The sequence below is a fragment of the Marinobacter daepoensis DSM 16072 genome (assembly GCF_000421165.1).
GTDB lineage: Bacteria > Pseudomonadota > Gammaproteobacteria > Pseudomonadales > Oleiphilaceae > Marinobacter > Marinobacter daepoensis.
Map to the genome: position 1 here is coordinate 232526 of NZ_ATWI01000012.1, position 26057 is coordinate 258582.

The window sequence follows — 26057 nt, forward strand, 5'->3', positions numbered from 1 at the left end:
GCGGCTCAGGCTGCCCCCGGTGAGACTCCATTCAGGAACGGGGCGACCGTTCCACGACCTTTCGTTTACCTTGTGCGTCTTTAGCGAGGGCTTTCAGCCCCTCGGCATCGAAGGCGTCGACGCGGATAACGTCATACAGGGCTGTCAGGGCTTCCTCCAGTTTCGGGCATTCATCGGCCGTCACAATTCCCTGAGCGCAGGCCCAATCCACCAGTTCCTTGCGTTGATGCCCCATCAGCAGTGCCAGACCATCCAGTTCATCTTCGTTGCGGCTGCGGATGGCGTCGTGCAGGCGCTGGCGCATCCCTTCGGTTTCCTTGGCCAGTTTGTAGGCGTTGAGTACCCGGCCCAGCGGATCGTTCGGGTCCGGATTGACGAAGGTTCCCCGGCTGATGCGTTGGCGAACGGCGGTGTCTCTGACAATGGTGGCCGCCACGCGGGTGCCAAGACGGTCATCCGGGCCATTCAGGCCGGTAGCTCCCAGTGGGAAGATCAGCAGCCGCAGCGGCCAGCGTAAGCCCGCTACCGGGAAATTGATGATCGCGTCGCGCATGGCGCTCTGCAGGTCGTGCAAACAGGTTTGCAGGCACCATTCGACAAGATCCCGCTGGTCTTCCGGGTAGCCCTCTTCGTGCCACTGTTTGATCACTGCGGTGGCATAGTACAGCTGCACCAGACAGTCCGCCATACGACCCGAGAGGCGTTGACGCGCTTTCAGGCCACCACCGACCGTGAGCAGAGTGACGTCGGTCATCAGGGCGAAAGCCGCCGAGAATCGTCCCAGCTGACGGTAGTACTTCTGAATGTCCCCCTGGCGAGGGGTGCTTTCCAGCCACCCTTTGCTCAGCCCGAGGACAAAGGCACGAAGGGCGTTTCGGGTTGTGTGGGCAAGATGGCGGTAAAAAATGCCATCGAACTTTCTGGCGGCCTTGTCGTTGTCGTCCATGCCCGCTGCTTCGATTTCCTCCACAATGAAGGGGTGGCAGCGGATGGCGCCCTGGCCGAACACCATCAGGCTCCGGGTCAGGATGTTTGCACCTTCAACGGTAATACCGATGGGGACCGCCTGGTAAGCCCGGGCCAGGAAGTTGCGAGGCCCGGTGATGACGCCCCGGCCCGCCACCACGTCCATGGCGTGATTGATGACTTCCCGCATCAGATCGGTATTGCGGTACTTGAGCACCGCAGAGGGCACTGACGGGCGCACGCCCCGGTCCAGCATGCCGGCAGTGAGCAGACGCGCGGCGTCCATCATATAGGTGTAGCCGGCGATGGGTTCGAGGGCCTCCTGCACCCCTTCAAACTGGCTGATGGAACGGCCGAACTGCTCACGGGTGTAGGCGTAGGAGCCCGTGGCCAGGCAAGCCAGTTTGCCAGCCCCGGTGCCCAGAGCGGGCAGGGAAATGGAGCGGCCGATGGACAGGCACTCCAGCAGCATGGTCCAGCCTTTGCCCACCATCTCCTGGCCGCCAATCACCTGCTCCATAGGAATAAACACGTCGGTACCCCAGGTGGGCCCGTTCATGAAGACTGTATTCATCGGCAGGTGCCGGGCGCCGGTATTCACGCCCTCTGTTTCCCGTGGCACGAGGACACAGGTCACACCGATCTCATCCTGCTCTCCCAGCAAGTGCTCAGGGTCGTAGACCTTGATGGCCAGGCCGATCAGGGTCGCGACCGGTGCCAGTGTAATGTAGCGCTTGTTCCAGGTGATTTTCAGGCCCAGCACTTCCTTGCCATTCCATTCGCCTTTGCAGACGATGCCTTTATCCGGGATGGCGCCCGCATCGGACCCTGCCACCGGCGAGGTCAGGGCAAAGCAGGGAATCTCCGTACCGGAGGCCAGGCGCGGCAGATAGTGCTGTTTCTGGCCATCGGTGCCGTAGTGCATCAGCAGTTCACCCGGGCCCAGGGAGTTGGGCACCATCACGGTCACGGCGGCGGAGACGCTGCGGGTGGAGATTTTCATCACAATTTCGGAGTGGGCGGTGTTGGAGAAACCAAGGCCACCGTTTTCCTTCGGAATTACCAGGCCAAAGAAACCCTGGTTGCGGATGAACTTCCAGACCTTGTCCGGCAGGTCGTAGTGTTCGTGGGTAATCTGCCAGTCGTCGAGCATGTGACACAACTCTTCCACCGGGCCATCAAGAAACGCCTGCTCCTCGCTGGTCAGGTGCGCCGGGGGCGCATCCAGTAGTTTGTTCCAGGCGGGTTTGCCGGAAAACAGTTCCCCGTCCCAGTCCACCGAGCCGGACCTCAGGGCTTCCTGTTCGGTGTCGGACAGCCTGGGCAGGCGGCGGCGCACCCAACCCAGCAAGGGCCGGCTGAATTTATCGAGACGAAGGTCCCCGGGCAGAGTGACCAGCAGCGCCAGTGCCAGCAGAATCCCGCCACTCAGAAAACTGAGCAGATGCCAGTCGTCCTGTGCCACGCCAGCCAGTGTGGCGACGGACATGACAATTGCGGCTGTTTTTCCGCCGACGCTGAAATAGATCAGCGCCAGGGCACTGAGAATAAGGAGCAGAACACTCATGGTTAGACCTCCGTATCACTAATGAAATCAGCCAGATTTGCATCTTACCTTCGGTTAAAGTCCGGGCAGTTGCAAGCAGGAGGTGGGGCTGAAGCCCGCGCACTGGTGTGCCTAGAGGCTGAGCCCTACGCACATAAGGGCCAGCGTCGAAAGCAGGACGGCTACGTTCAGGCCAAGGACGGCGTGAAGGCGCTCGGCGTGGTCCAGGACTTCAGGCAGCATCCGGCTGACCCAAAGTGCCGCCGGCAGGGGTATCAGGGCCAGGGTGGTCCACGGGGGTAATGTGGAGGTAAGCAGCCCGGCCAGAATCACACCATAGGCGCTTAGCAGAAGCCCGGAGGCCAGCAGCGAGGCCTTCCGGGGGCCCTGGGTAATCACCAGATGCCGACGCCCGACCTTGCGATCTGCCTCGGCATCGGGGATCTGGTTAATGAGCAGCAGTTCGCTGACCAGAAGCAAGGCCACCAGTGAACACAGGAGGGCTGTAGCATCCAGCCTGGCCCCCAGGGCGATGATGGTGCCCAGAACCATGACAGGGCCAAACCCGATACCGGGTGCCAGTAGGCACAGCAGGGGGGAGCGGGTAATCCAGCGCGTGTAGGTGAGGACAAGCACGAGCCCGGCGGCCCCGAGGATCAGAAGTGGCAGGCCCCGTAGCCAGAGAAAGTACAGGCCGATGGCGGCAACCAGAGCCAGGGTGCCGAGGCCAGCCCAGAGTACCTGGCGCGCGGCAGAGGGTGTCTCGGGGAGTGCGCCGCTGCCACCGGAGAACGGGGTTCGCCGGGTGAGCAGGTCCAGGCCGGAGTGAAAATCGTCGTACTCGTTGAGCAGGTTGACGGCCGCATGCGCCAGAACCGCGCCGAGTAAGACCAGAACCGTGTGCAGCAATCCGGGGTGTTGGTCCTGTTGCCAGGCCGCCGCCAGGCCCAGGCCCGCGCAGAGCGGAGCCAACAGGAGGAAATTCGGGCGGGAGGCGCGGACGACGGCGATGGTTTCGGACATGGATCAAGTCTCCGGATTGCAGAAAGCTTACACGTAGCCCGCCGCGAACACCAAGCCGAGGATTATCGGCATAACCACCAGGCTTCCGAGGTTACTCAGCAACACCAGAGATGCGACGGCATGGGGCTCCTGCTGATACTGCTCGGCCACGATGTAATTGAGTACCGCCGGTGGCAGTGCGGCGAAGACCCACAGGCTGGCGACCTGTAAAGCGGGCAAGTCGAGCACGTTAATCATCGGCCACGCCAACACCAGACCGGAGAGAGGGCAGGCAATTGCCCCGATCAGACCGAGTTTCCAGTCGCTGAAGTCCACGTCCAGCATGCGGACTCCCAGCGCAAACAGCATGAGAGGAATGCAGACGCCACCGAGCATATTCAGGGCTTCCAGCAACCAGCCCGGGAGGGCAACGCCGCTGAGGTTCACCGCGAGCCCGGCCAGGCTGGCAAAGACAATGGGCTGGCGCAGGCGGCGGAGAACCGATGTCTGAGGGTCCAGCATGTGCAGGCCGACGGAGAAATGCAGCAGCATTTCCACGATGAACAGGACCACAGCGGCGGGCAGGGCCGCCTCACCAAACGCCAGCACCAGCACCGGGATGCCCATGTTGCCGGAGTTATTGAACATCATGGGGGGCAGAAAGGTTTTCAGGTTCAGCTTCAGCACCTTTGCCACCGGGTAAAGGACAAGCCCGGAACCGAGCACCACGACGGTAGCGGCCAGGGCAAGCCAGCCATAGTCCTGCAGCGGAGCCTGCTGGTCGGCCAGCACGGCGAACACCAGCATGGGAACAAACAACTCCATGTTCAGAACGTTCAGGCCACGAATATCCGGTGTCCGGTAACGGCCATAGAGGGCACCACAACCGGCGATGAGAAACACCGGGAGCATGGTTGAGATAATCTGGCCAATCATGGGAAGGCTCCGATAACCGTTTGTTAAGGCAGACTGTGAACTGGTTAGGTTCGCAAGTATCGGGTGGGTTGGGCAAGCAAAATTCATGTCCTTCCGACGAAAGCCGGAGAGTGGCTCCGGGTTGCGGTGGTTGCCCGGGGCCACCACAATAGCGGCTTTACGGACCAATAAACCGGGGGAGCGTCGTGACCCAAAGCCTGTTTGACCAGACGATTGCCAGAGAGCACACCTGCTCCGTCAAATACGACGCCCGCAAGGCCGTGTTTGGTCGCGAAGATATCATCCCGGCCTGGGTGGCGGATATGGACTTCCCGGCACCGGAAGCCGTTACCCGGGCTTTGCAGGCACGGGCGGAACACCCGGTGTATGGTTACACGTTGTTCCCGGACAGTTTGTACGACGCGATGATTGACTGGTTCCGGGCTCGTCACGGGTGGGCCATTCAGCAAGAGTGGATCGTGATGGCGCCGGGGGTGGTGCCGTCGTTGAACGCGGCCTGCCTGGCGTTTGCCGAACCCGGTGATGGGGTGATCATCCAGCCCCCGGTGTACCCGCCGTTTTTCAGCTCGGTACGGGATACGGGGCGCCGGGTGATCGAGAGCCCCCTGGAACGGGATCAGGATGGCGTTTACCGCATGGACCTTGATGGTCTGGAGCAGTGTGCCGCCCGCGACGATGCGAAGGTCCTGCTGTTATGTTCGCCCCACAATCCGGTTGGGCGTGTCTGGGGTGAGCCCGAGCTGAAGGCAATTCTGGGCATTGCCCGACGTCACGGGCTGGTGGTTCTGTCAGACGAGATCCACTGCGATCTGACCTATCCTGACAAGCCGGCCCACCGGGTACTGGCGACGCTGGCTGAACCGGGAGAGCCGTTGATCACGGCCGTCGCCCCGAGTAAAACCTTTAACATGCCGGGGCTGGGGCTGTCCGCGCTGGTGATCCCGGACCCCGCTCAGCGTGCAGCGATGAAGGCGGTGTTCAACCGGTTGCATGTGCCCCAGTGCAACCCATTCAGTATTGCCGGGTTTGAAGCGGGGTATCGGGGTGGCGGTCCCTGGCGGGATGAACTGATGGATTACCTGAAGGGGAATCGCGACTATGTGGTCGATGAGGTCAGACGCCGGTTACCCGGTATCAGGACGTCCGCGCCCGAGGGCACCTATCTGATGTGGCTGGATTGCCGGGAGCTGCAGCTGGACGATGCGGGCCTGAAACGCTTTTTTGTCCAGCAGGCGGGTGTTGGTCTCAATCCCGGGCTCAGCTTTGGTCAGCAGGGCAGCGGCTTTATGCGCCTGAACATCGGCTGCCCGAGGGCCTTGCTGAGGCAGATTCTGGATCGCCTGGAAACGGCCTTGTCGCGGGGCATTCAGGGCTGCTGAGTGCGGGCAAGCTGGCGCTGGAAAGGCCGCTTGCTTTGGGTGGCAAGAATCAGTCCGCCCAGAATGAGCGATCCGCCGACTAGATGGAAAAGACTGAGCGATTCTCCAAGGAATATAATGGCCAGCACCGACGCATAGACCGGGGTGAGGTACATAAAAATGGCTGTCCTGGAAGGCCCGATACTGTGGACCCCGTGGTTCCAGAATGCGTACGCCAGAATGCCGGGGAAGATGGCAAAGAACAGCAAGGGCAGGAGGGTGGTCTGAGACACTTCAAAGCCGCCACTGAAAAATAGCAGATCTGTCAGATACACCGGTAAAAGCACGAGGGCGCCTACCAGAATCTGGATGGTCAGAAACGTCAGCGCCGGGAGCGGCACGGCCTGCCGGCGCAGCAGAACCGAGAACAGTCCCCAGCAGAACACCGCGCCTACCATGATCAGATCACCGGACTGCGCCTGCAGGCCGGTGAGCACCGACAGGTCCCCCCGGGCAATCACGCAGAGAATGCCGACGATGGCCATCCCGATGCCCGCCACCTGAGTGGGGCGGGTACGGTCACCCAGCAGTATCCAGGCCAGCAGAGCCACAAAGATGGGGATAGTGGCGTTGATCAGGGCAATGTTGGTGGCTGTTGTGGTCATGGCCGCCGCGTAAAGCAGGGAGTTGAAGGCCGCGACGCTGAAGGTGGCCAGTGCAACGATGGAGCCCAGGTGCGCTCGGATGACCCGGCGGTGTCGCAGGATGCCGGGAAGCCCGAACGGCAAGAGAATGGCGAGCGCCAGGACCCAGCGCCAGAACGACATGGACAACGGGGGAATGTCCCCGACGGTGCCCCGGGCAACCACGGCATTCCCGGCCCAGAACAACGGGGTCAGGACCAGGCCGATGTAAGCCAGTGATTGACCGGAAGTTGGCATTGCGGCGTTTCCTTCAGACACACAGCCCCCAAGGGTTTGAAGTCATGTGAAAACGCCTAGCATACTACTCTCCCGGAACTTGTGCCTCCGTACCAATGTGGTAAGCGGCGAACCCGGCCATCACGACCTGATCAACCGCCATGCCAATCACCCGGCCATCGGCGGTAGCACGAATCGGATGCTGCTCATTGGTGATCGGGTCAGCAACGTATCCAAGAATGTCACCCTCGGACACCGTGGCACCCAGTTTGATTTCACTGAACAGAATGCCCCCATGCTGGGCGCGGATCCAGGTTGAGTCGTAGTACACCGGTTCGGGATCGCCCCAGACAAACATCCGGGAAATCATGCCGTGTTTTTCCATCAGGCTGTTCAGGCCGTTCACGCCGGCATCAATCTGATGCTCCTGAATACGAAGAGATTCGCCGGCTTCCAGGGTCACAGCACGGATACCGGCATCGGTGGCGGCAGATCGCAACATGCCGGGCGAGCCGGAGCTGTGTACAACGGCCATGCGATCAAAGCCCCGGGTGAATTCCGCCACGTCCGGATGGTTCATATCCGCTCGTAACTGCGGCAGGTTGGTGCGTTTCAGTGATCCGGTGTGGATGTCGACCAGCATGTTGCAGTGGCGCACCACGTTGTTGAAGAGCGAATGGGCAATGCGGTCGGCCAGTGTCCCGTCCGGGCTGCCCGGGAAATGGCGGTTGAGGTCCCGGCGGTCTGGCAGATATCGGCTGCCCTGCTGGAAACCAGTCAGATTCACGATGGGGACGCCGATAACCCGACCGCTGAGCTTTTCCGGGTTCAGGTCGTACATGGTGCGCCGAACGATCTCGATGCCGTTGAGCTCGTCGCCATGGACCGCAGCGGTCAGGCAAAGCGTTGGCCCTTTGTTTACCCCGTTTACTACAAGCACGGGTGTTATCTGGGACAGCCCGGCAATCTGAATGCCGGGTGACCAGGCCAGGCGCGTGGCGGTGCCTGGCAGGATTTCTTTCCCCAGCAGAGTGAAACTCTCCGCCGGGACGGGCGCGGCCGGTTCAGGCTCAAGGGCCTCCGGGGCGACATGCTCAGCCGGTGGGGCATCTGGCGCCACCGGTATTCCGCGGTCCTCCGCCAGAGCCGGTTCGGGTTCTGGCAGGGGAGCGACTTCTTTCAGATCAATGTTGGGCGCGATTTCCCGGGGTTTATCGGCCGGGATAGTGCTGGCTTCAGTGTTGACGGGCGCCGGGACGTCCGGGGCCGGAGGCCGGGCTGGCTCGCTGGCTGAGTCCCGCCGGGGTTCAGAACGCTCGATGTCCTCAACGCTTTCATCTTCCGCCAGTTCGGCCACCAGGAGCGTTGTGGCCTTTGTTTTGGCAACCGTCACGTCGGCCAGAGCGCCGGGAGTGGCCAGGGCGACGATCAGCAAGGTGAGTGCGCTTGTGGTTGAATGTCGGAGTCTTGCTTGCAGCATAAATCCTCAACTACCTGACAATGTGACAGTGTGGCCCCAAGGATAGGGACTCGCAAGGTTCATGAATACGGCTGTGACAGAGGTTTAATACCGCTTTCATAAAGCCGGGCGGGTTTTTCCCGGTGAGATATGGTGAAATGTCATACCATTGCTGTTTTGCAATGGTATGAATGTTTTACGTCCGCCAAGGAGAGAACTGAATGGATCTTTTGCGAATTCTGGTTGCGATTTTGTTACCGCCATTGGGTGTTTTTTTGCAGGTAGGCATTGGTAAGCATTTCTGGATCAATATCCTGCTGACCCTCCTCGGTTACATTCCCGGCATCGTTCACGCTGTGTGGGTGATTGCCAAGAAATAGCCGCGCTATGGTGCCGCGGCGTGCCAGAGATCGCCTTCGGTAAAGGCCCGGTGCTCCGCTTCCAGCTTCAGCAGGTGGGCCAGTGCCGAGCGGGCGGCCAGGCCATGGATGGCCGCCGGCACATCGTCGTAGGCCCGGGCGGTAAGGTCTTTCAGACTGACCGGTGACAGGGCTTCCAGAGCGCGCCAGACTTTGTGTTCCCTCGACAGCCGGTGTGTAATCAGATAATCAATGACCGCGGCCGGTTGCCCCATCAGGAAACCGTGGGCGGGCGCGATAAAGCGCACGGACTCGGCGAGCAGGTCGTACATGGAGTCGATGTAGGCTTTCATGTCCCCGTCTGGCGGGTTAATGACCACCGTGGACCCCTGCATGATGTGATCCCCTGAAAACAGCAACTCCTGCTCAAGCAGCAGATAACACAGATGGTTTGACGCATGGCCGGGGGTAGAAAGCACCTTCAGGATACCGGCCTCTGTAACAATCAGGTCCCCGTGGGCCGGCTGGTCATCCGGCCGAAACTCCCTGTCCTGGCCCGCACCTTCGGGGGCTGGCCAGCCAAACACCCGGCAGCCGGTGTGTGCTTTGAGTTGTGCGACCGCCGGGGAATGATCCAGATGAGTGTGAGTTACCAGCACCTGATCGATCACGCCGCCGGTCAGCTCCAGAATCCGTGCGATGTGCGCGTCGTTGGCGGGGCCTGGGTCCAGGACGGTAAAGCGTTCGTGGCCAAGAAGGTAGGTGTTGGTGCCCGGCCCGGTCATCATCCCGGGATTCGGCGCCGTCAAACGCAACACCCCGGATGCCACTTCCACGGGTTCACCCGGAAGAATCTCGGCGCAGGTTGACCCCTCCGCCTCCGGGTCCAGTTTTACGGCTTCATCGTAGGCGGGCGCGTTCGGCTCCAGCATGACAGGCCTACCCTTGCGCATTGCTGGCCAGGGTTGGTCCGGAAATGCTTCGGGCGGGTTGGCATGGGCGTACCGCATCAGTTCGCCCGTGGTGCTGAATTCGCTTAATACCCGCAGGGTCCGGATGGTTGGCAAACCGAGCAGCCGGTCGCCGGCACGGTGTTCTTCCAATGCCTGTGCCGGGGACATCCATAGGTGGTCGATCGTCTCGGTGCCGTCATGGCTTGCCACCTGGCCTTCAGGGGCAACGGCGACAAAGAAACGGGTATCAAACCGCCGTGGTGGCCCGGGGGGGGTGACCCAGTGGCTAAGGTAGGCGAGCCGGTCAAGAGGAATGGTTAAACCGTGCTTTGTGCACAACCGGGCCAGAGAAATCTCCTCCCGGAACAATGCCTCCCGTTCATCATGGACCGAATGGTTCCCGTCAATCAGATGCCCGGGCCGGTCCTGGGCCAGCAGTATTCCGGCTTCCTCAAAACACTCGCGCACGGCTGCCAGCATGTAATCTGCGCCACCTTCGTCCAGGCTCATGGTCTGGCTGATGTCGCTATCTTCCACCCCAACGGTATGGGCCCGGCCTTCTGGTTCCTGGGAGTTCACGGCACCGCCGGGGAACACGTAGTAACCAGGAAGGAACACGGCGTCCCAGGTGCGTTGCAGCAGCAGAACTTCCAGGCCGTTGTCGGTATCGCGAGTGAGAACCAGCGTGGCAGCAGGGCGAATATCCATCATTTTCTCAATGTCTTATTGGTTTTATGAGTACGGGTAACCTTTAGCAAGATACCTGAACCACCCACAGGATGAGAAGCGACTAAGGTCGGAGTATGATGCGGGCCACTATTCAGGATCAGACTCAGGAACCCGACGTGGCCAGAATCAAACTTGATTTTCCCGACACCGCTTTCACCTTTGAAACCCGTTTACCGGTTCGTATCACGGACATCAATGGTGCCAACCATCTGGGCAATGATGCCCTGATCTCCATGTTGTCTGAAGCCCGGGCCCAGTTTCTGGAAGCATACGGGTTTGAGGAAGGCGCCCACAACGGCATCGGGATCATCGTCACCGACCTGGCAACCATGTACCAGGGCGAGTCTTTCTACCCGGACCTGCTGAGATTCGAAGTCGGGCTGATGGATTTCAACAAATACGGGGGGGATTTTGTTTTCCGGGTGACCAAGGCCGACAGCGGCCAGGCGGTGGCTATGGCCAAGTACGGTTTTGTGTTTTTCAATTACGAAAGCCGTGAGGTTACTCCGATCCCCGAAGCCTTTCGCGCCCGCTTTGGCTGAGCATCAGGCCTGCTCCCGTAATCGGGCCATGCCCTGGCGGTACAGGCTGTAGGCCATCACTCCGGCCAGCAGATTACCCACCAGGGCTCCGGACATCAGCCCCGACAACCCCGACCATTGCCCGCCAATCCAGAGCAGCGGCAGGTAACAGGCAAACAGTCTGAGGGTAGAGATCAGCAGCGCGCGCATGGGCAGGCCCAGCGCATTGTTGACGGAGACCATCAGGATGCAAACGCCCAGGCCACTGTAGCTCAACGGTACCCGGAGCAAATAGCTGAACAGAATGTCCTGTACGCCGGCATCTGGGCTGAACAGGGCGGAGACGGCGCCGGAGGCGGCCAGCCAGATCAGACCGATGGCCAGTTGCCAGATCACGATGAAGCGTACCGCAAGACGAACCAGCTTGCGGATTTTCCCGATTTCCCCCGCGCCCAGCAAGCGGCCAATCATGGGGGGCATGGACATGGTCAGCGCCAGGACCACCACAATGGAAAAGAACTCCAGGCGAGTGCCCAGCCCCCAGGCGGCGACAGCGGCCGACCCGAAGCCCGCGACCAGTGCGGTGGCCAGCATCGCAGAAACCGGGGGCATCAGTTGGCTGATCATGGCCGGAGCCATGATGCTGCCGAGTTGGCGAATGGCCTGAGCGAGTTGTAGCTGCAGCAGATCAAACCGGAGCCACTGGCGTTTGAGCAGGGTGGGGTAGACGATCACCGCCCCGAGGCCAAACGCGGTGATGGTCGCCCAGGCTGCTCCCGGCAAGCCCCAGCCAAACACAAAAATGTACAGAGGGTCGAGGGCGATGTTGAGCAGGCTGGTGACGATCATCAGGTAGCCCGGTAACCGGGTATCCCCGTTGGCCCGGCACACCGAATAACTGAAGTAGACCATGGCACCGGTCCAGGCTGAAAGCAGCCAGGGTATCCAGTACTCGCGAATCGCCGGTCTCAGGGCGTCTTCGGCGCCGAGCAGATCCAGAATCAGGCTCTGCAACAGCCACACGGACAGACACAGGATCATCGCCAGCGTGGCGCCAATGGCCACGACGAGCCCTCCCAGACGCTGTGCCCGCAGGTTGTCGCCTTCGCCGAGGGTGCGGGAGATGATCGCGGTGGTGGCGATGCCCAGGCCGACATACATGCCGCTGACCAGCTGTTGCATGGGGACTGTGAACCCCAGCGCGGCCAGCGGGTCGCGCCCCAGTTGCCCGACAAATGCGCTGTCGGTGAGCTGGAATGTCATCAGGGAGAGTACCCCAAACAGCATGGGCCAGGTCATGTGGTAGAGCTGGCGGCCCAGTGAGGCATTTTGCAGGCGGTTTTGCACGTTAGTTCGGGGACCCTGGTGTTGGGTTTGGCGGGGATGACGCCCGAACGGGTCCGGGCGCTTTACGGGTAAGGGTTCAGTAACGGGCTTGGTTCAGAGCACGCTCAACGCCGCATCGTAGTCCGGCTCATTTTTGATTTCGCTGACCAGTTCGCTGTGAATCACCTTGTTATTCTCGTCCAGAACCACGACTGCCCTTGTGCAGAGGCCTGCGAGGGGGCCGTTCTGGATAGCGACACCATAGTCCTGCTGGAAGCTGTAGTTGCGGAAAGTGGACAGGGTTTCTACGTTTTTCAGGCCTTCTGCGCCGCAGAACCGGGACGCGGCGAAGGGCAGGTCGGCGGAGATGACGAGGACGACGGTGTTATCGAGGCTGCCAGCCTGTTCATTGAACTTTCGGGTACTGGCGGCGCAGACTCCAGTGTCGATGCTCGGGATGATGTTCAGAATTTTGCGTTTTCCGGCCCATTGCTCAAGCTTCACTTCTTCCAGGCCACTGCTGGTCAGGGTGAAGGGCGGCACGTTCTCGCCTGGTTGGGGAAATTTTCCGCTCAGTTCAACAGGGTTGCCGTCCAGGGTGACATTGCTCATGGTCTGCTCCTCGGTTCATTGGTTTTATGTTCTGCAATTTACACTGTTTAGCCTAATTTGGATGACATTTCACCCTGAGCTTGGTGCAAATCCTATCCATGAACAACCCTCAGACACTGGCATTCGGTGTCTCGAAGGCTTTTGCGGGGTAGCGTTGTGCCAGCAGCAGGTAAGCGATCATGGCCAGACCCGCGCACAGGGCAATGATGGTCGCCATCACCAGTGGGGTGCCGTTGTGCAGCGCGCCGACAAGCGCGCCGGCGATGGCAGCCGCGGTCATCTGGATAAACCCGAACAGGGCAGAGGCTGAGCCAGCCATGGTTGGGAAATTGGCCAGGGCACCCGCCATGCACTGGGGCAAGGCCAGGCCGGTGCCTGCCATGAAAATAGCCTGGGGAATCATGACAGCCCATGGACTGTGTACATGCTGGTAAGCCAGCAAAGCCATGGCGGCTCCGCCGACGAGCGAGGTGATCAGGCCGTAGAGCAGGATCTGGTCGGGGCTGAGGTATCGGGCCAGACGTATGGAACCCAGATTGCCGGCGATGTAGCCCGCGACCATGGAGGCAAAGTAGAGGCCAAAATGCTCGGGTTTAACCCCGAGGACATCGATCAGTACGAAGGAGGCGCCGGATAAAAAGGCAAACAGACCACCATAGATAGCCGCGTTGGTCAGGGTATAACCCAGAAAGCTGGCATCGGTGCTGATGCGGCGGTAGTTGGCGAACAGTTGGCGAGGGCGCAACGGTTGCCGGTGTGACGGCGGCAGGGGTTCCGGAATACCGAAGGCGGTGACGGCGGCCATCAGCAGGGCATAGCCGCCCATGGCGATAAAGATCCAGTGCCAGCTGAAGCCCGCCACCATGAGGCCGCCCAGGGTTGGCGCAACGGCTGGGGCCAGAGCCATGATGCTGGCAAGCAGAGCGAGAATTTTGGCGGCGTCCCGGGGCGTGTAGATGTCCCGGACGATGGCCCGGCCGAGCACCGGGCCGGCCGACCCACCCAGAGCCTGCAGGAAGCGGCTTAACTGAAGGGTTTCAATATTGGTGGCCAGGGCACAGCCGACGCTGGCAAGCGCAAACAGCAGAAAGCCGCCTACCATGATGGGTTTTCGTCCGAAGCGGTCTGCCAGCGGGCCGCAGATCAGTTGGGCAAGGGCGAATCCCGCCAGGTAAAGGCTCAGAGTGAGCTGCACCTGGTCGGTGCCGGTATGGAAGTCGGCACCAATCTGAGGCAGGGCCGGCAGGTACATATCAACGGCCAGCGGCCCGAGGGCCACGGCGGCAGCCAGCAGTATGGTGGTCCAGATGCTTGTGAGTGCGAGCACGGTTCTTCCTGTCTTTGGTGTCCGGCGCTGGCAGGCGTATGCCTGCCTGGGTCACCCGGCGTAAGGAGGAGGAAGTCTAGAACTTGTTTCGCGTTTAGATAACGGCTTACGGTTTCATGCAATACATGAACAAAACTGATTGATTAATCGTTCAGGCCGTTCATGGTGGCCGCGACGGAATTGACCTGGTTGCGCAACCAGCGATGGGCCGGATCGTTCTGGTGGCGGCGGTGCCACAGCATGAGCAGGGTAAACGGTTTGTAGTCGAAGGGTAGCGGGACCCAGGCGAAGTCCCGCATGAGCTGGCTGCTCATACGTTGTGGAGCGGTGGCCAGCATATCGGTACCCCGAAGAAACTCCGGCAGGCCGGAAAAATTGGAGACAGTGACCAGATTGTTGCGTATCAGACCCTTGGCTTGCAGCGTGCTTTCGAACCCCAGGCGCTCGCCTGCCGTAAACATAAGGGCGATATGATCGGCTTTCAGGTACGCCGCCAGATCGGACGGTGCGCTGCGATGATCCGGGTCGTAGAACACAACCATGCGGTCGCCCATCAGCCCGCGTTGCATGATGTCTGTGGTTTCCGGCGCATGGGGGCTGATGATCAGGTCGCAGGCTTCTTTACGCAGCATATCGGCATTGGGGATGCCGGATGGAATCACCTGAATCCGGATTCCCGGTGCCTGCTGCCTCAGGATTGTCAGCAGACCGGGCAGGAGCAGGTCCCGCTGATAATCGTTGGCAGCGATGGTGAAGGTGAATTCGGCGGAGGCCGGTTCAAACGGAGGCCCGGACGGCAAGGTGCGAAGGTCGTCCAGCAATTGCCGGATATGGGGGCCGGTGCGCATGGCGTAATCGGTGGGTACGATGCCACGCCCGGATTTTACGAACAGGGGGTCGCCAAACGCCTGACGCAGGCGTTCCAGTGTGTGGCTCACGGCCGATTGGGTGACGCCCAGGCGAATGGCGGCCCGGGAGACGCTGCCCTCGTCCAGTACCGCCACAAACGTTGCCAGGGACCGAAGGTCCAGGCTCAACATATCAACAGGTTTCATGGGTGGCAGTTTAAAGCAGTAAGCCTATTCAGGTAAGTGGTTCGGCCAACCCCTTAGTCAGATCGTGCTGCCAACCAGTCGGCCAGCTCAAGCCAGGATGCCCGGGGCGCTTTGCTTCCGGCCAGTATCCCCATGTGCCCACCGGGGGCCACCCGGAAGGTCTTATCCGTGGAGCTGACGTGGTCCATCACCCGTTTGGCCGCACCGGGTGTGGCCAGTGTGTCCTCCTGCCCTGCGATGGCCAGTAAGTTGGCGTTTACATTTTCAAGCCGTGCGACATCTTCACCGATCTGGATTTCTCCTCTGGCCAGCTGGTTGTCGATCCAGACCCGGACCACTGTGTCCTGGATGACGCCGCCGGGGTACGCCACCATCCGGTCCAGAAAAGCTGAGGTGGTGGCGTGACTGGTCACGAATTCCCGGTCGCCCAGCCGCACGATCAGCTCCCAGTAGCCCATCACGCTGCCCACCGGATTGGAGAGCTTGAAGCCAATGGTGTTGGCCCAACCGGGTGTGTGGAACCAGTGCGGCTTGAGGTCGTGCAGCCGGAACCCGGTCCGTTTCCGGACCTGATCGGCGACATCGGCCAGGCGTTGATACATCCAGCCGATAAGGCCGGAGGCGTGGCTGTCGATAGGTAACCCCAGGACAACCGCGTTGCGGATATGCTGGTCCTGGCTCAGGGCTGAGTAGAACAGGGTGAACATGCCGCCCATGCTCCAGCCGTGCAGCGACAGCTCCTGCTCGCCACTGTGCTCCCGTACCCGGTTCAGGTAATCCGGCAACAGTTCCGCCACATAGGTGTGCATGTTGTAGTGGGTGTGCTCGCGACCGGGAGTGCCCCAGTCAATAAGGTACACATCGAAACCTTTGGCCCTGAGAAAGCGAACCAGACTGCGCTGGGGGAACAGGTCGTATATCAGCATGTTCACTGCCAGCGGAGGAATGATGACAATCGGCGTGCGATGGCGGGTCTGTTCCACGGGGATGACGAGGCCATCCAGTTCAATGGCGTCTTCCTGCAAGGGCAGATAGTGCCGCAGACTGACCAGTCCGTTACTGTACAGCGTTTCGAACGGGGTCTGGCCCGCCTGCACCAGGCTGGCGGCACGGAACACTCGATCAAAGGCGTTGCCAGCGTAGAGCGCGCTTTGGCGGGCGATGCCGGAAGAAGTCTTGATGGCTGTTCTGAGCGGATTGCGCATATAAGGAGTCCGTGGAAAGGCAAGTGCGTGACAGGGCAAAGCATAGAGCGAGCTCCGTGCCTTAGCCATGGCATACCCGTCAGATCTGACCGGCACGATGGTCACTTCGGGCCACTGCCCAAGGCGCCGACGGATTGCTATGATGGCGGGCCTCGGAAACAACAACCACAACAGGATTACCATGCTCAGCTTCCTGCCTGCTCCCGTTATTGGCGTGCTCAATGCGTTGCTCATCGGTCTTAACACGTTATTCTGGTGCATACTGCTGTATATCCCGGCAGTGTTTAAGCTGATCATTCCGCACCAGGGGTTTCGGGTGCTCTGTACACGGGTGATTATCTGGATTTCGGAATCCTGGGTGGCCTGTAACACAGGCTGGATGAAACTCACCCAGAAGACCGACTGGCAGGTTGAGGGTGCCGATCAGCTCAAGCGCGAAAGCTGGTATCTGGTGCTCAGCAATCACCAGAGCTGGGTGGATATCCTGGCCATGCAGCGTGTGTTTAACCGCCAGGCACCGTTTCTGAAGTTTTTCCTGAAACAGCAGCTGATCTGGGTGCCGGTGATTGGCCTGGCCTGGTGGGGGCTGGATTTTCCGTTTATGAAACGCTATAGCCGTGAGTATCTGATCAAGCACCCGGAGAAACGCGGGGATGACCTGAAGGCCACTCGTCAGGCCTGTGAAAAATTTCGCTACACCCCGGTCAGTGTCATGAATTTTGTGGAAGGTACCCGGTTCACACCCGCCAAGCACGCCCGTCAGAAATCACCCTATCAGCATCTTCTGGTACCGAAGGCCGGAGGTGTGGCGTTTGTGCTGGATGCCATGGGAGACTCCATTGACACGCTGGTGGATGTCACCATTGCCTATCCGAACGGAGCGCCTACCTTTTGGGAATTTATGTGCGGTAAGGTGCCGGAAATCCTCCTGACGATTGATACTCAGGCCATTCCGGACAACCTGAAGGGCAAGGACTACTCCAGCGATGCGGAGCATCGCCGGAACGTCAAGGAGTGGCTGGGTGCACTCTGGCAGGCGAAGGATGAGCGCCTGGCCCGAATGCTGAACCGCTGAGGAGGCGGTTCAGTCGCTCTCGTTGCTGGTGCTGGCCGGGATTTCCTCGGCACTCTGCAGTTTGAAGTTGATCTGACGGCGTTCCTCGTCGACACCGGAAAAGCAGACGGTTACCCGCTGGTCCAGTTGGAAAATCCGGCCATTTTTGTTGTGCACCAGGCGCAGGGTGACCGGATCAAAGCTGAACTTGCCTTCCAGGTCTTTGCAGCTCACAAACCCTTCCAGCCCGTTGCTGTCCAGGCGCACGAAAAAGCCTGAAGGCAGGGTGCGGGTGATGGTGCCGTCCATGGGCTCCTCGGCGGGCAGGCCCTTGGCGTAGTCGCTTTTCAGCCAGGTTTCCAACGTGTTGGCGGCCATCCGTGCACGGATCTGGGAAGCCTGCAGGCTTTCCAGTTGCTGCGGGTTGAGGGCCTTGGTCGGTTGATCCCACAGGGCAGCTTTGATCAACCGATGAACGTAGAAGTCTGAAAACTTACGCAGCGGTGAAGTAAAGGTGGTATAAGCCGCCAGCCCCATGCCCTGATGCGGTGCGGGCTCAAAAGCCAGTTCGGCCCGGGCCAGTTGGCGGGACAGGATCGCTTTGACGGGCACCTCGGCCTCAAGTGCGTCGGTGTGCTTCATCAGCGCCCGGAATCCATCGGCACTGTGCGCGTCGAGCTCTGCCAGATGCGGGGCGTAGCCTTCCAGCAACTTCCGGATATTGTCGGCCCGGTCATCCCGCAGTCCGGGGTGCTGGATAAACAAGCCCGCTCCCTGCCTCTCCAGAAAGTCTGCGGCGCAGCGATTGGCCGCCACCATGCACTCTTCCACCAGACGATGGGCTTCATTTGAGACCGCCGGCTCGATCACACGGATACGCTTGTTCTCGTCCAGCCGAAGCCGGAACTCAGGGCGGTCACCGCTGAGCAAGGCGTGCTCAGAACGCCACTTGCGCAACGCGGTTGCCACCTGGTGCAGTTGATCCAGGCTGTTGGCGACGGCTTCAGGCAGCGCATTGATTTCGTCGTCTTCCCGGCCCTCAATCAGGTGGGAGACCAGTTCGTAGCTCAGCTTGCCCTGCGAACGAATGGTGGCCTGATGGAAACTGTAGTCACCCAGACTGCCGTCGTTATTGACCTGTAGGTCGCACACCAGAGCCAGTCGCGGCACCTCTGGCATCAGCGAACATAGCCGGGTGCTGATGGTATCAGGCAGCATGGGCAGTGGTTCGCCAGGGAAATAGATGGCGGTAGCCCGGTTGAAGGCCTCTTCTTCTGCCGGGCTGCCAGGTTCAACCAGGGTGGTCGGATCGGCGATGGCAATCGACAGGGTCCAGCCAGTGGCATTGGGGGTCGCCATCAGGGCGTCGTCCATATCCTGCGTGCCCGGGCTGTCGATGGTTACGTAGGGTTGAGCGGTACGGTCTTCGCGCCCTTCGCTGAGCGTTGCAACGGTTTCTTCGCTGAGCGCGTCGGCCTGGTTCCGGACTTCTTCAGGCCAGGTGTCGGCCAGGTCGAAACTGGCGAGCGTCAGGGCACGTTCGATGCCGGGCTCGCCCGCTTTGCCAATCACTCGAAGTACTTTGGCCTGGCCCTTGCCATCCTTGATCGGATGCCGGTGGATCTGACAGTAAATGAAATCGTCTGGCTGGGCACCCATGCGCTCTTTGGGGGGGATGAATACCCAGCGGTTGATCCCCGGCGTTTCCGGTGCCACAAAATGACCTTTGCCTTTGATCAGGTAGCGGCCAACGAAAGTGGTCAGGTGTGATTCCAGCAGTTCGTCCACAACCCCTTGGGTTTTGCCTTTTTCAACCTCGTGCTCGGTAACGTTCACCCGGTCACCAGGCAGGACTTTCTGCATTTCCTCCGGTGGCAGGAACACGTCCCGGCCCTCATCCAGGGCCACAAAGCCGAAGCGTCCGTTGGTGGATTTGACGGTTCCGGGGAACACCACCTTGTTTTGTTTGATGTCGGTTTTCAGCTGGCGCAACTGATTGAGAGCGTCGGCGTTGAGCATGAAAAAATAACCTGATTAATAAAGTGTGTTGCAGCGGAGTATAACGGTTCTGCCTGTGTGAGTCAGATCTGTCAGGCCGGATGAATTTCTTTGCCTGTGGCGGTGTGGATACAGACCCGGTTGCGGCCGCTTCGCTTGGCCTCGTAAAGCGCCTGATCCGCGATGCGTAGCAGGGTGTCCAGGTCTTCTCCCGGCGGGCAGAAATAGCCACCGACACTGATGGTGATGGCGCTGCCGGTGCGCTGGCTTTCTTTCTCGACACTGGTGCGGATGCGGCAGGCAATCTGTTCCAGCGTGGCCGGGTCACACGGGGAAAGCAGAACCACGAATTCATCGCCCCCCCAACGTCCGGGGTGGTCGTAGGGGCGCACGGCGGCTTTCAGCCACAGGGCAACCCGGCACAGAATGTCGTCGCCCGCCTGATGCCCCAGCGTATCGTTGATGGTTTTGAAGTGATCAATGTCTAGCCAGAGCAAGCCAAAGCCTGTCTGTTCCCGTTCGGCGCGCTGGATCTGCTCGCTCATGACTTCGTCCAGGCCCCGACGGTTCTTCAGCCCGGTCAGGGCGTCTATCCGGGCAAGACGTTGCAGTTCTTCGGTGCGCCGGGCGACTTGCTGTTCCAGCTCCCGGGTGGTGTTTCGCAAGGCGTGGGACATCTTTTCGAAATGATCGACCAGGCGACCGATCTCGTTGTCCGGTTTAGGCAGATAAGGCAGATCAAAGCGCCCGTTCCGAAGCCGATGGACGGCCTCTTCGAGACTGAGCACCGGCCTGAGAATCCGGGACTGAATGATCTGGTGAAACAGGGCCAGAGTGATCAGCAGGCTGGCCAGAAACACCGCCACCAATGGCCACAGGTAGCTTCTTGGTATCAGTGTGTCCAGATCAAGCAGGGTGATTTCAAACCAGCCGATTGCCGGCAGAAACGCCACGCCAGCCAGATGTTTTCGGTCGTTCACCGTCACGAAACCGCTTTCTACGGCACCCTGTTCGCCATTTCGGCGCTTCAGTATTTGCAGCATGCCGAGAATCTGCTGTTTGTCCTGTGGGTCATCAAACAGGAGGTCGACCGTGTTTTTCTGGCCTTCCGGTTTGATGATGCTGGCAAAGTCGATGTAGTTGCGGTCCCGGTAGAGCTGTATGGCACCGTTATAGTCTACAAACAGGGTGGTGATGCCATCCTGGCCGATATCGACAATGTCCTGCAGAAAATCATCAAGATTCAATCCTGTACCCACCATCCCGACAACCTGCTGGTTGTCGTCGCGCATGAGTACATCAATCCACAGTTTGGTAACGCCCAGCTCGGTGTCCGGGTTCACGTTCAGATGAAAGTCCCGGCCTTCCTGGAGTAACTGAAAGAACCAGGCATCGTCTGGCTTATCGGGATCGAGCACATAGCGGAACTGGTTGCCGGCGTACTCGTTATCGGCATTGTTGTAGTAGTAATGGCCATTTTCACGGAGGGCGACAAAATAGCTGTTATCGCGGAAGTTGCCCCTGAAGCTTTCCATCTGGCGGATGGCCCGGGCTTTGAGCGTGGGATTGTCCGGTGCGCCAGCCCACTGAAGCAGGGCCGATGAGCGGGCCATCTGCTGGGCCAGCCCGATCTCCCGTTCCAGTGATTGCAGCAGGCGGGCGCTGTCGTAGCGCACCTGAATCTCGGCGACCTGTTGCCCCCAGCGTTCGACGATGTCGTCAGAGAGTGCCCGGTAAGCGAGCCAGGAGGCGGTGCCCGCCGCGATGATCAATAGGGCGGCCAGCCCGAGAATGCGGGTTTTGAGGCTCAAAATGTGTCCTTGCCAGTCTTGTTATCTACTCTATGTTCCATGATAGAACAGTGCGGGTGTGTCGTGTAGAAAAAAACGGCAGGCACTGGGCGCAGGTTTCAGCCTGCGCCCACGGGCAACAGCGTATGCCGGGCTTCAGTTATGCTGGTTAAAGACCCGGGTCTGGCCTTGCTGGTTGAACATAATGACTTTGTAGTGATCTTTGCGGTCGCCCATTTCCATACCGGGAGAACCGATGGGCATGCCGGGCACGCTCAGCCCGGTCGCTTTCGGGGCCTCTGCCAGCAGACGTTTGATGTCGTCGGCAGGCACATGGCCTTCGATAACATAGCCGTCCACAAACGCGGTATGACAGCTCCCCAGGCCGGGAAGCAGCCCGGCTTCCGCCTTGACCCTGCCCATGTCGTTGCTGTTGGTGGCTTTAACGTCAAAGCCGTTTTCCTCAAGGTGGTCAATCCAGTCGACACAGCAACTGCACGTGGGCGATTTGTAGACATGAATGCTCTGAGCCGCGCCGCCAGCCAGAGCGGTGGTGCTGAAACCCAGAGCCGCCATCAGGCCCAGGGCGAGAGTGTGTTTTCTCATGGCGATTACCTCAGTGATGTTGATCGGATTGTTCCGTATTGGAGCCGGGAAGCCAGAACCACCAGACAATGGCGGCCATCAAGGCAAGACCTCCGGCATTGACCAGAAACGTTGTCATCAGTTCCGCTCCTCTTGTGAAGGTTTGTGACTGGTTTTGAACAACCGCAGGCGGTTGGCATTGGATACCACCGTAACCGAAGACAGGGACATGGCTGCGCCAGCCAGGATCGGGCTCATCAGAATGCCCCACACAGGGTAGAGCAGGCCCGCTGCCACCGGAATACCCAAGGAGTTGTAGATAAAGGCCCCAAACAGGTTCTGGTGGATATTCTTTACGGTGGCTCGTGAAATCTCGATGGCGTCTGGTACACCGTGCAGAGAGCCCCGCATCAGAGTGATGGACGCGCTTTCAATGGCCACATCGGTGCCGGTGCCAATGGCAAAGCCGACATCCGCGGCGGCCAGGGCCGGTGCGTCGTTGATGCCATCACCCACCATGGCGACGATGTGGCCCTTACCGCGCATTTCACTGACCACTTCGGCCTTGTCTTCCGGCAGTACCTCGGCCCGGTAGTCGTCAATACCCGCCTTGGCGGCGATGGCCCTGGCGGTCGCGTCGATGTCGCCGGTGACCATCATCACCTTGATTCCGGCCTCGTGCAGGCGCCGGATGGCGGCCTCGGAATCCGGTTTAATGGCATCCGCCACGCCAATCACACCCAGAACCTCCTCGCCCAGAGCCAGGAACAACGGTGTGCCGGCTTCACGGGTGATGGTGTTCTCAGCGTCTGTCAGATTGGCAAGTGACAGCCCTTCGGATTCGAGCCAGCGCCGGTTGCCCAGCCGCACGGGCTCTCCATTGAGGTTGCCTTGCACGCCTTTGCCGTTCAGGGCTTCAAAGCCGGTAACCGGTGCCGGTTCGAGGCCGTCTTCCCGGGCTTTGTCCAGTATGGCTTCCGCCAGCGGATGCTCGGAATGCCGCTCCAGCCCGGCGGCCAGAGCCAGCAGGCGCTGCTCGTCGGCGTTGGCCGCGTGCACTCTGGTAACCGCAGGGTGGCCTTCGGTAATGGTGCCGGTCTTGTCCAGAATCACCAGGTCAATCTTGCCGGCGCTCTGCAGGGCATCGCCCTGACGAATCAGTGCGCCATATTCTGCGGCTTTGCCAACACCGACCATCACGGACATGGGGGTTGCGAGGCCCAGGGCACAGGGGCAGGCAATGATGAGTACGGTGGTGGCGGCTACCATCATGTGCACCACCGCCGGTTCCGGCCCGACGTTGTACCAGACCAGGGCCGAGACCACGGCAATCAGCATCACCGAGGGCACGAAGACCGAGGAAATTTTGTCGGCCAGTCGGCCAATGGCCGGTTTGGAACCCTGGGCTTTCTTCACCAGTTTGATGATCTGCGCCAGTGCGGTTTCACTGCCGACCCGCGTTGCTTCATAAATGATAGAGCCGTGAGTATTCAGGGTGCCGGCAGAGACTTCATCGCCTTCGCCTTTGCTGACTGGCATGGGCTCTCCGGTGAGCATGCTTTCATCAATTCGGGTGGAGCCTTCGGCAATCACGCCGTCCACTGGCAGTTTTTCCCCGGGGCGTACCCGGATGTGATCGCCTTTGCGGACGTCTTCCACAGGAATGTCCTGTTCCTCGCCCTCGCGAATGACCCGGGCGGTCTTCGCCCGCAGATCCAGCAATCGCCTGACAGCTTCCGAGGTCTTGCCTTTGGCCCGCAATTCCAGTGCCTGGCCAAGATTGATCAGGCCGATGATCATCGCGGAGGCTTCGAAGTAGACATGGCGGGCCATTTCCGGCAGCGCTTCCGGCATGCTGGCCACCACAATCGAATAGAGCCAGGCGGTGCCGGTGCCGAGGGCTATCAGCGTGTCCATATTGGCATTGTGGTGTTTAAACGCTTTCCAGGCCCCGGTGAAGAAGTGCCCGCCGGTTGCGATCATCACCCCCAGTGTGAGGATGCCGAGGTTGATCCAGGTGAGCTGGTTGTCTTCGGTCACCATCATGGATCCGAAGCCCATCCCCCAGATCATCAGGCCCAGCCCAAGCCCCAGACTGATCGCCATTTTCACCAGCAGCACCTTATACTGCTTTTTGTCCTCTTCCTGCTTGCGATCGTCCGCGGCGTCTTCGTCTTCAATGACCCGGGCGCCGTACCCGGCACTTTCAATCGCTTTCACCAGAGCCTGCGGGTCGGTATCGCCACTGGCGGTCGCGGTGCTGTCGGCCAGGTTCATATGAGCGTGCGTGACCCCCGGCACCGACATGAGGGCCTTTTCAATGGTATTCACACAAGATGCGCAGGTCGCACCGCTGACGGCAAGGGCGGTTTGCCCGTGACCGGCATCAGAAGGCTCGCCGGCTTCCGTTGAATGCTGCTGGATGGGTGCCGGTTCTGGTTTTGGCTCGGCGGCCGGCTTCCGGGAAGCACAACAGCTGTCCGAAGGGGCATCTTCCGCAATGGGTTCCGCCGGGTAGCCGGCCTCTGTCACAATTCGTGCGGCCTCGGCGGTGTCCACCTCCTCGGGCAAGGCCACCGTCTGATTCTCAAGATCCACCTCAACCAACTCGGTGCTGCCGGTCAGCGGTTCCAGAGCCGTGCGAATCTTTTTTGCGCAACCCTGACAAGACGCTCCGGAGATACTCAGGGCGGTTTTCAGAACCGATCGTTCACTCATCATTCAGACTCCTCACAGCAGGATGTCGACGAAGGGGTATCCCAATGTTCAATCAAACGACAAATGGTGTGTCCGTCGGGCGTGCCGTCGGGCATGTCCTGCCAGGTCGACAACGCTGACACCATTCGAGCCCGTAGTTTCTGCAATTCCGCGATTTCCCGTTCGACCTCCGCCAACCGCTGCTGGAAGACATCCCGAACCATCGGGCAGGGTGAGTGATGGTCGTCTGCCTGCTCCAGAATCTGTCGGATTTCGGGCAACGAGAATCCCAGTTGCCGGGCTTTACGGGCAAACCGCAACCGGCGAAGGTCGTCGGCGTCGTATTGCTGGTAGTTGTTGTCCGGATTCCGGGTGGGCTGTAACAGGCCTTCCCGGGTATAAAACCGGACGGTATCAGGATTGACGTCGGCGGCGGTGGCGATTTCTTTGACTTTCATAGCGCTCTCCCCATAGCGGCACGGCGGATTCCCAGATTCTACGGTTACAGATAGACTAAAACCTGTGACCAACTCACAGGTCAAAGGTTTCCGGGAAATAGTTGGGAAAAGCTAGTGTCAGTCCAATTCGAGACTGATATCCGATCTCATGAAGTCTGGGACCTGTAACCTAATGAATTACGAGTCTTTATGTCAGTTTTGGGGCGCGGCTTTACTCAAACTTACCAAGTTAAGGTGAGATTCAAAATCGGTCACCCAAGGTTTTGACTACAGAAAAGACTCGACCTTTTCGAGCAGAACCATTTGGAAGCAACTAAGCTCCAGAAAATCATGGAAGACAAATGATTGGAGGGTAGCGTAGAGAATGGATAGCTAACCTACTGTTTTATCATGTTGTTGGCGGATAATTGATTCATAGGTTTTTCGTAATCACATGGCATTCCATGTTTCTGCCAAGCTAAAGACTGCGTCCCAATACCGATGAGCCATCAGAATGGAGGAATACGATTTTGCCGAGACAAAGTCATGTTCTGTATCGATCTTTATGGGAACTTCCGACTTATGTGCGTCATTGTATGGTGTCCAAACAGGGGCTGGACGAGGAGCTTCGGCAACTGGAAGATCAGATGGCAGAGGAAATGAATGGCTTGAACGAGTTTGAGCAAGATGCTTTTTTCAGGGATATAAACGATCACTGGATTGAAACAGCAGAAATACTTCCAAGGCTTCAATGGTACTCCCAGTTGATGGTGGCTTATGGTTACTTCGAGAAAGTTCTTAATGACTTCTGCGGTGAATTTCGTGACTCGGACAAGATAAGCCTTTCTTTAAAAGACCTTCACGGACAAGGGATAGAGAGAGCAAGAAATTATCTGGTAAAAGTGGTCGGCTTAGAAAAAGCCTTTTGCACGCCAGATTGGCAGGCTATTAAATTGCTTGGCGTTCTCAGGAACTCAGTGGCACACAGGGACGGATTTGTAGATTATGAGCCTGAGCCTCCGAAATCCACATACTCAAAGCTGCGCAAAATTAAAGGTGTTGAGTTGCGACGGGAAGTAATGAACCAAGACGATGCTCAAATCTTCTTTGACGAGAAGGTAGTTATTGAGGCACTCAGCGTTTTCGATAGCTTTATTCGTAACCTTATTGCGGAGATGGAAAATGGCTAAGGGGGGCGCTGCCTTCGGAAACATTTTCCGCC

Annotated in this window: 21 protein-coding genes; 5 read left to right on the top strand and 16 right to left on the bottom strand. The window is 59.4% G+C overall.

Annotation, left to right across the window (positions count from 1 at the left end; genetic code table 11):
• Positions 1-31: 31 nt before the first annotated feature.
• From K325_RS0114980 to K325_RS0114990, 3 genes are all read right to left on the bottom strand, one after another.
• Positions 32-2533, bottom strand: coding sequence for an acyl-CoA dehydrogenase (locus K325_RS0114980; RefSeq protein WP_029655081.1), 2502 nt, complete (start codon positions 2531-2533; stop codon positions 32-34).
• Positions 2534-2644: 111 nt separating this feature from the next.
• Positions 2645-3535, bottom strand: coding sequence for a prenyltransferase (locus K325_RS0114985; RefSeq protein WP_029655082.1), 891 nt, complete (start codon positions 3533-3535; stop codon positions 2645-2647).
• 27 nt (positions 3536-3562) lie between these two features.
• Positions 3563-4450, bottom strand: coding sequence for an AEC family transporter (locus K325_RS0114990; protein ID WP_029655083.1), 888 nt, complete (start codon positions 4448-4450; stop codon positions 3563-3565).
• 185 nt (positions 4451-4635) lie between these two features.
• Between K325_RS0114990 and K325_RS0114995 the strand changes: the two genes are divergently transcribed.
• A complete protein-coding gene (locus K325_RS0114995) occupies positions 4636-5829 on the top strand; it encodes a MalY/PatB family protein (protein ID WP_029655084.1) in 1194 nt (397 codons plus the stop codon).
• Here K325_RS0114995 and K325_RS0115000 read toward each other — a convergent pair.
• Both K325_RS0115000 and K325_RS0115005 read right to left on the bottom strand, forming a co-directional pair.
• Positions 5817-6749, bottom strand: a complete 933-nt coding sequence (locus tag K325_RS0115000; protein ID WP_051146674.1) for a DMT family transporter — start codon at positions 6747-6749, stop codon at positions 5817-5819. The genes K325_RS0114995 and K325_RS0115000 overlap by 13 nt on opposite strands.
• Before the next feature lie 64 nt (positions 6750-6813).
• Positions 6814-8208, bottom strand: a complete 1395-nt coding sequence (locus K325_RS0115005; protein WP_029655086.1) for a succinylglutamate desuccinylase/aspartoacylase family protein — start codon at positions 8206-8208, stop codon at positions 6814-6816.
• A gap of 200 nt (positions 8209-8408) precedes the next feature.
• Between K325_RS0115005 and K325_RS18460 the strand changes: the two genes are divergently transcribed.
• The gene (locus tag K325_RS18460) at positions 8409-8567 is read left to right on the top strand and encodes a YqaE/Pmp3 family membrane protein (protein ID WP_036193635.1); all 159 of its coding nucleotides are present in this window, start codon (positions 8409-8411) and stop codon (positions 8565-8567) included.
• Between the two features lie 5 nt (positions 8568-8572).
• Here the strand turns inward: K325_RS18460 and K325_RS0115015 are convergent, their stop codons facing one another.
• Positions 8573-10207 carry an MBL fold metallo-hydrolase gene (locus K325_RS0115015; RefSeq protein WP_029655087.1) on the bottom strand — a complete coding sequence of 545 codons (1635 nt, stop codon included), beginning with the start codon at positions 10205-10207 and terminating at the stop codon, positions 8573-8575.
• 137 nt (positions 10208-10344) lie between these two features.
• Between K325_RS0115015 and K325_RS0115020 the strand changes: the two genes are divergently transcribed.
• A complete protein-coding gene (locus K325_RS0115020; RefSeq protein WP_029655088.1) occupies positions 10345-10770 on the top strand; it encodes a thioesterase family protein in 426 nt (141 codons plus the stop codon).
• Between the two features lie 3 nt (positions 10771-10773).
• Here the strand turns inward: K325_RS0115020 and K325_RS0115025 are convergent, their stop codons facing one another.
• From K325_RS0115025 to K325_RS0115045, 5 genes are all read right to left on the bottom strand, one after another.
• Positions 10774-12096 (bottom strand): MATE family efflux transporter, encoded by a 1323-nt coding sequence (locus tag K325_RS0115025; RefSeq protein WP_029655089.1) that lies wholly within the window; start codon positions 12094-12096, stop codon positions 10774-10776.
• A gap of 93 nt (positions 12097-12189) precedes the next feature.
• Complete coding sequence (tpx, locus tag K325_RS0115030; RefSeq protein WP_029655090.1) at positions 12190-12687, bottom strand: thiol peroxidase; 498 nt, start codon at positions 12685-12687, stop codon at positions 12190-12192.
• A 109-nt stretch (positions 12688-12796) separates the two neighbouring features.
• Positions 12797-14014, bottom strand: a complete 1218-nt coding sequence (locus K325_RS0115035; RefSeq protein ID WP_029655091.1) for a multidrug effflux MFS transporter — start codon at positions 14012-14014, stop codon at positions 12797-12799.
• Positions 14015-14157: 143 nt separating this feature from the next.
• A complete protein-coding gene (locus K325_RS0115040) occupies positions 14158-15069 on the bottom strand; it encodes a LysR family transcriptional regulator (RefSeq protein ID WP_029655092.1) in 912 nt (303 codons plus the stop codon).
• 53 nt (positions 15070-15122) lie between these two features.
• Entirely contained in the window at positions 15123-16274 is a 1152-nt protein-coding gene (locus K325_RS0115045; protein ID WP_029655093.1) for an alpha/beta fold hydrolase, read from the bottom strand.
• A 181-nt stretch (positions 16275-16455) separates the two neighbouring features.
• Here K325_RS0115045 and K325_RS0115050 point away from each other — a divergent pair, with 181 nt between their 5' ends.
• A complete protein-coding gene (locus tag K325_RS0115050; RefSeq protein WP_029655094.1) occupies positions 16456-17349 on the top strand; it encodes an acyltransferase in 894 nt (297 codons plus the stop codon).
• 9 nt (positions 17350-17358) lie between these two features.
• Here K325_RS0115050 and K325_RS0115055 read toward each other — a convergent pair whose 3' ends face one another.
• The 5 genes from K325_RS0115055 to K325_RS0115080 form a co-directional block, all read right to left on the bottom strand.
• Entirely contained in the window at positions 17359-19347 is a 1989-nt protein-coding gene (locus K325_RS0115055) for a ribonuclease R family protein (RefSeq protein WP_029655095.1), read from the bottom strand.
• A gap of 71 nt (positions 19348-19418) precedes the next feature.
• Positions 19419-21137: a sensor domain-containing diguanylate cyclase gene (locus tag K325_RS0115060; RefSeq protein ID WP_029655096.1), complete on the bottom strand. Its 1719-nt coding sequence runs from the start codon at positions 21135-21137 to the stop codon at positions 19419-19421.
• Positions 21138-21272: 135 nt separating this feature from the next.
• Complete coding sequence (locus K325_RS0115065) at positions 21273-21722, bottom strand: DUF411 domain-containing protein (RefSeq protein WP_029655097.1); 450 nt, start codon at positions 21720-21722, stop codon at positions 21273-21275.
• 117 nt (positions 21723-21839) lie between these two features.
• Positions 21840-24419 carry a heavy metal translocating P-type ATPase gene (locus K325_RS0115075; RefSeq protein WP_029655098.1) on the bottom strand — a complete coding sequence of 860 codons (2580 nt, stop codon included), beginning with the start codon at positions 24417-24419 and terminating at the stop codon, positions 21840-21842.
• Positions 24419-24856, bottom strand: a complete 438-nt coding sequence (locus K325_RS0115080) for a MerR family transcriptional regulator (protein ID WP_029655099.1) — start codon at positions 24854-24856, stop codon at positions 24419-24421. The genes K325_RS0115075 and K325_RS0115080 overlap by 1 nt, the downstream gene beginning before the upstream one ends.
• A 575-nt stretch (positions 24857-25431) precedes the next feature.
• Here K325_RS0115080 and K325_RS0115085 point away from each other — a divergent pair.
• Positions 25432-26025, top strand: coding sequence for a hypothetical protein (locus K325_RS0115085; protein ID WP_029655100.1), 594 nt, complete (start codon positions 25432-25434; stop codon positions 26023-26025).
• Positions 26026-26057 lie beyond the last annotated feature (32 nt).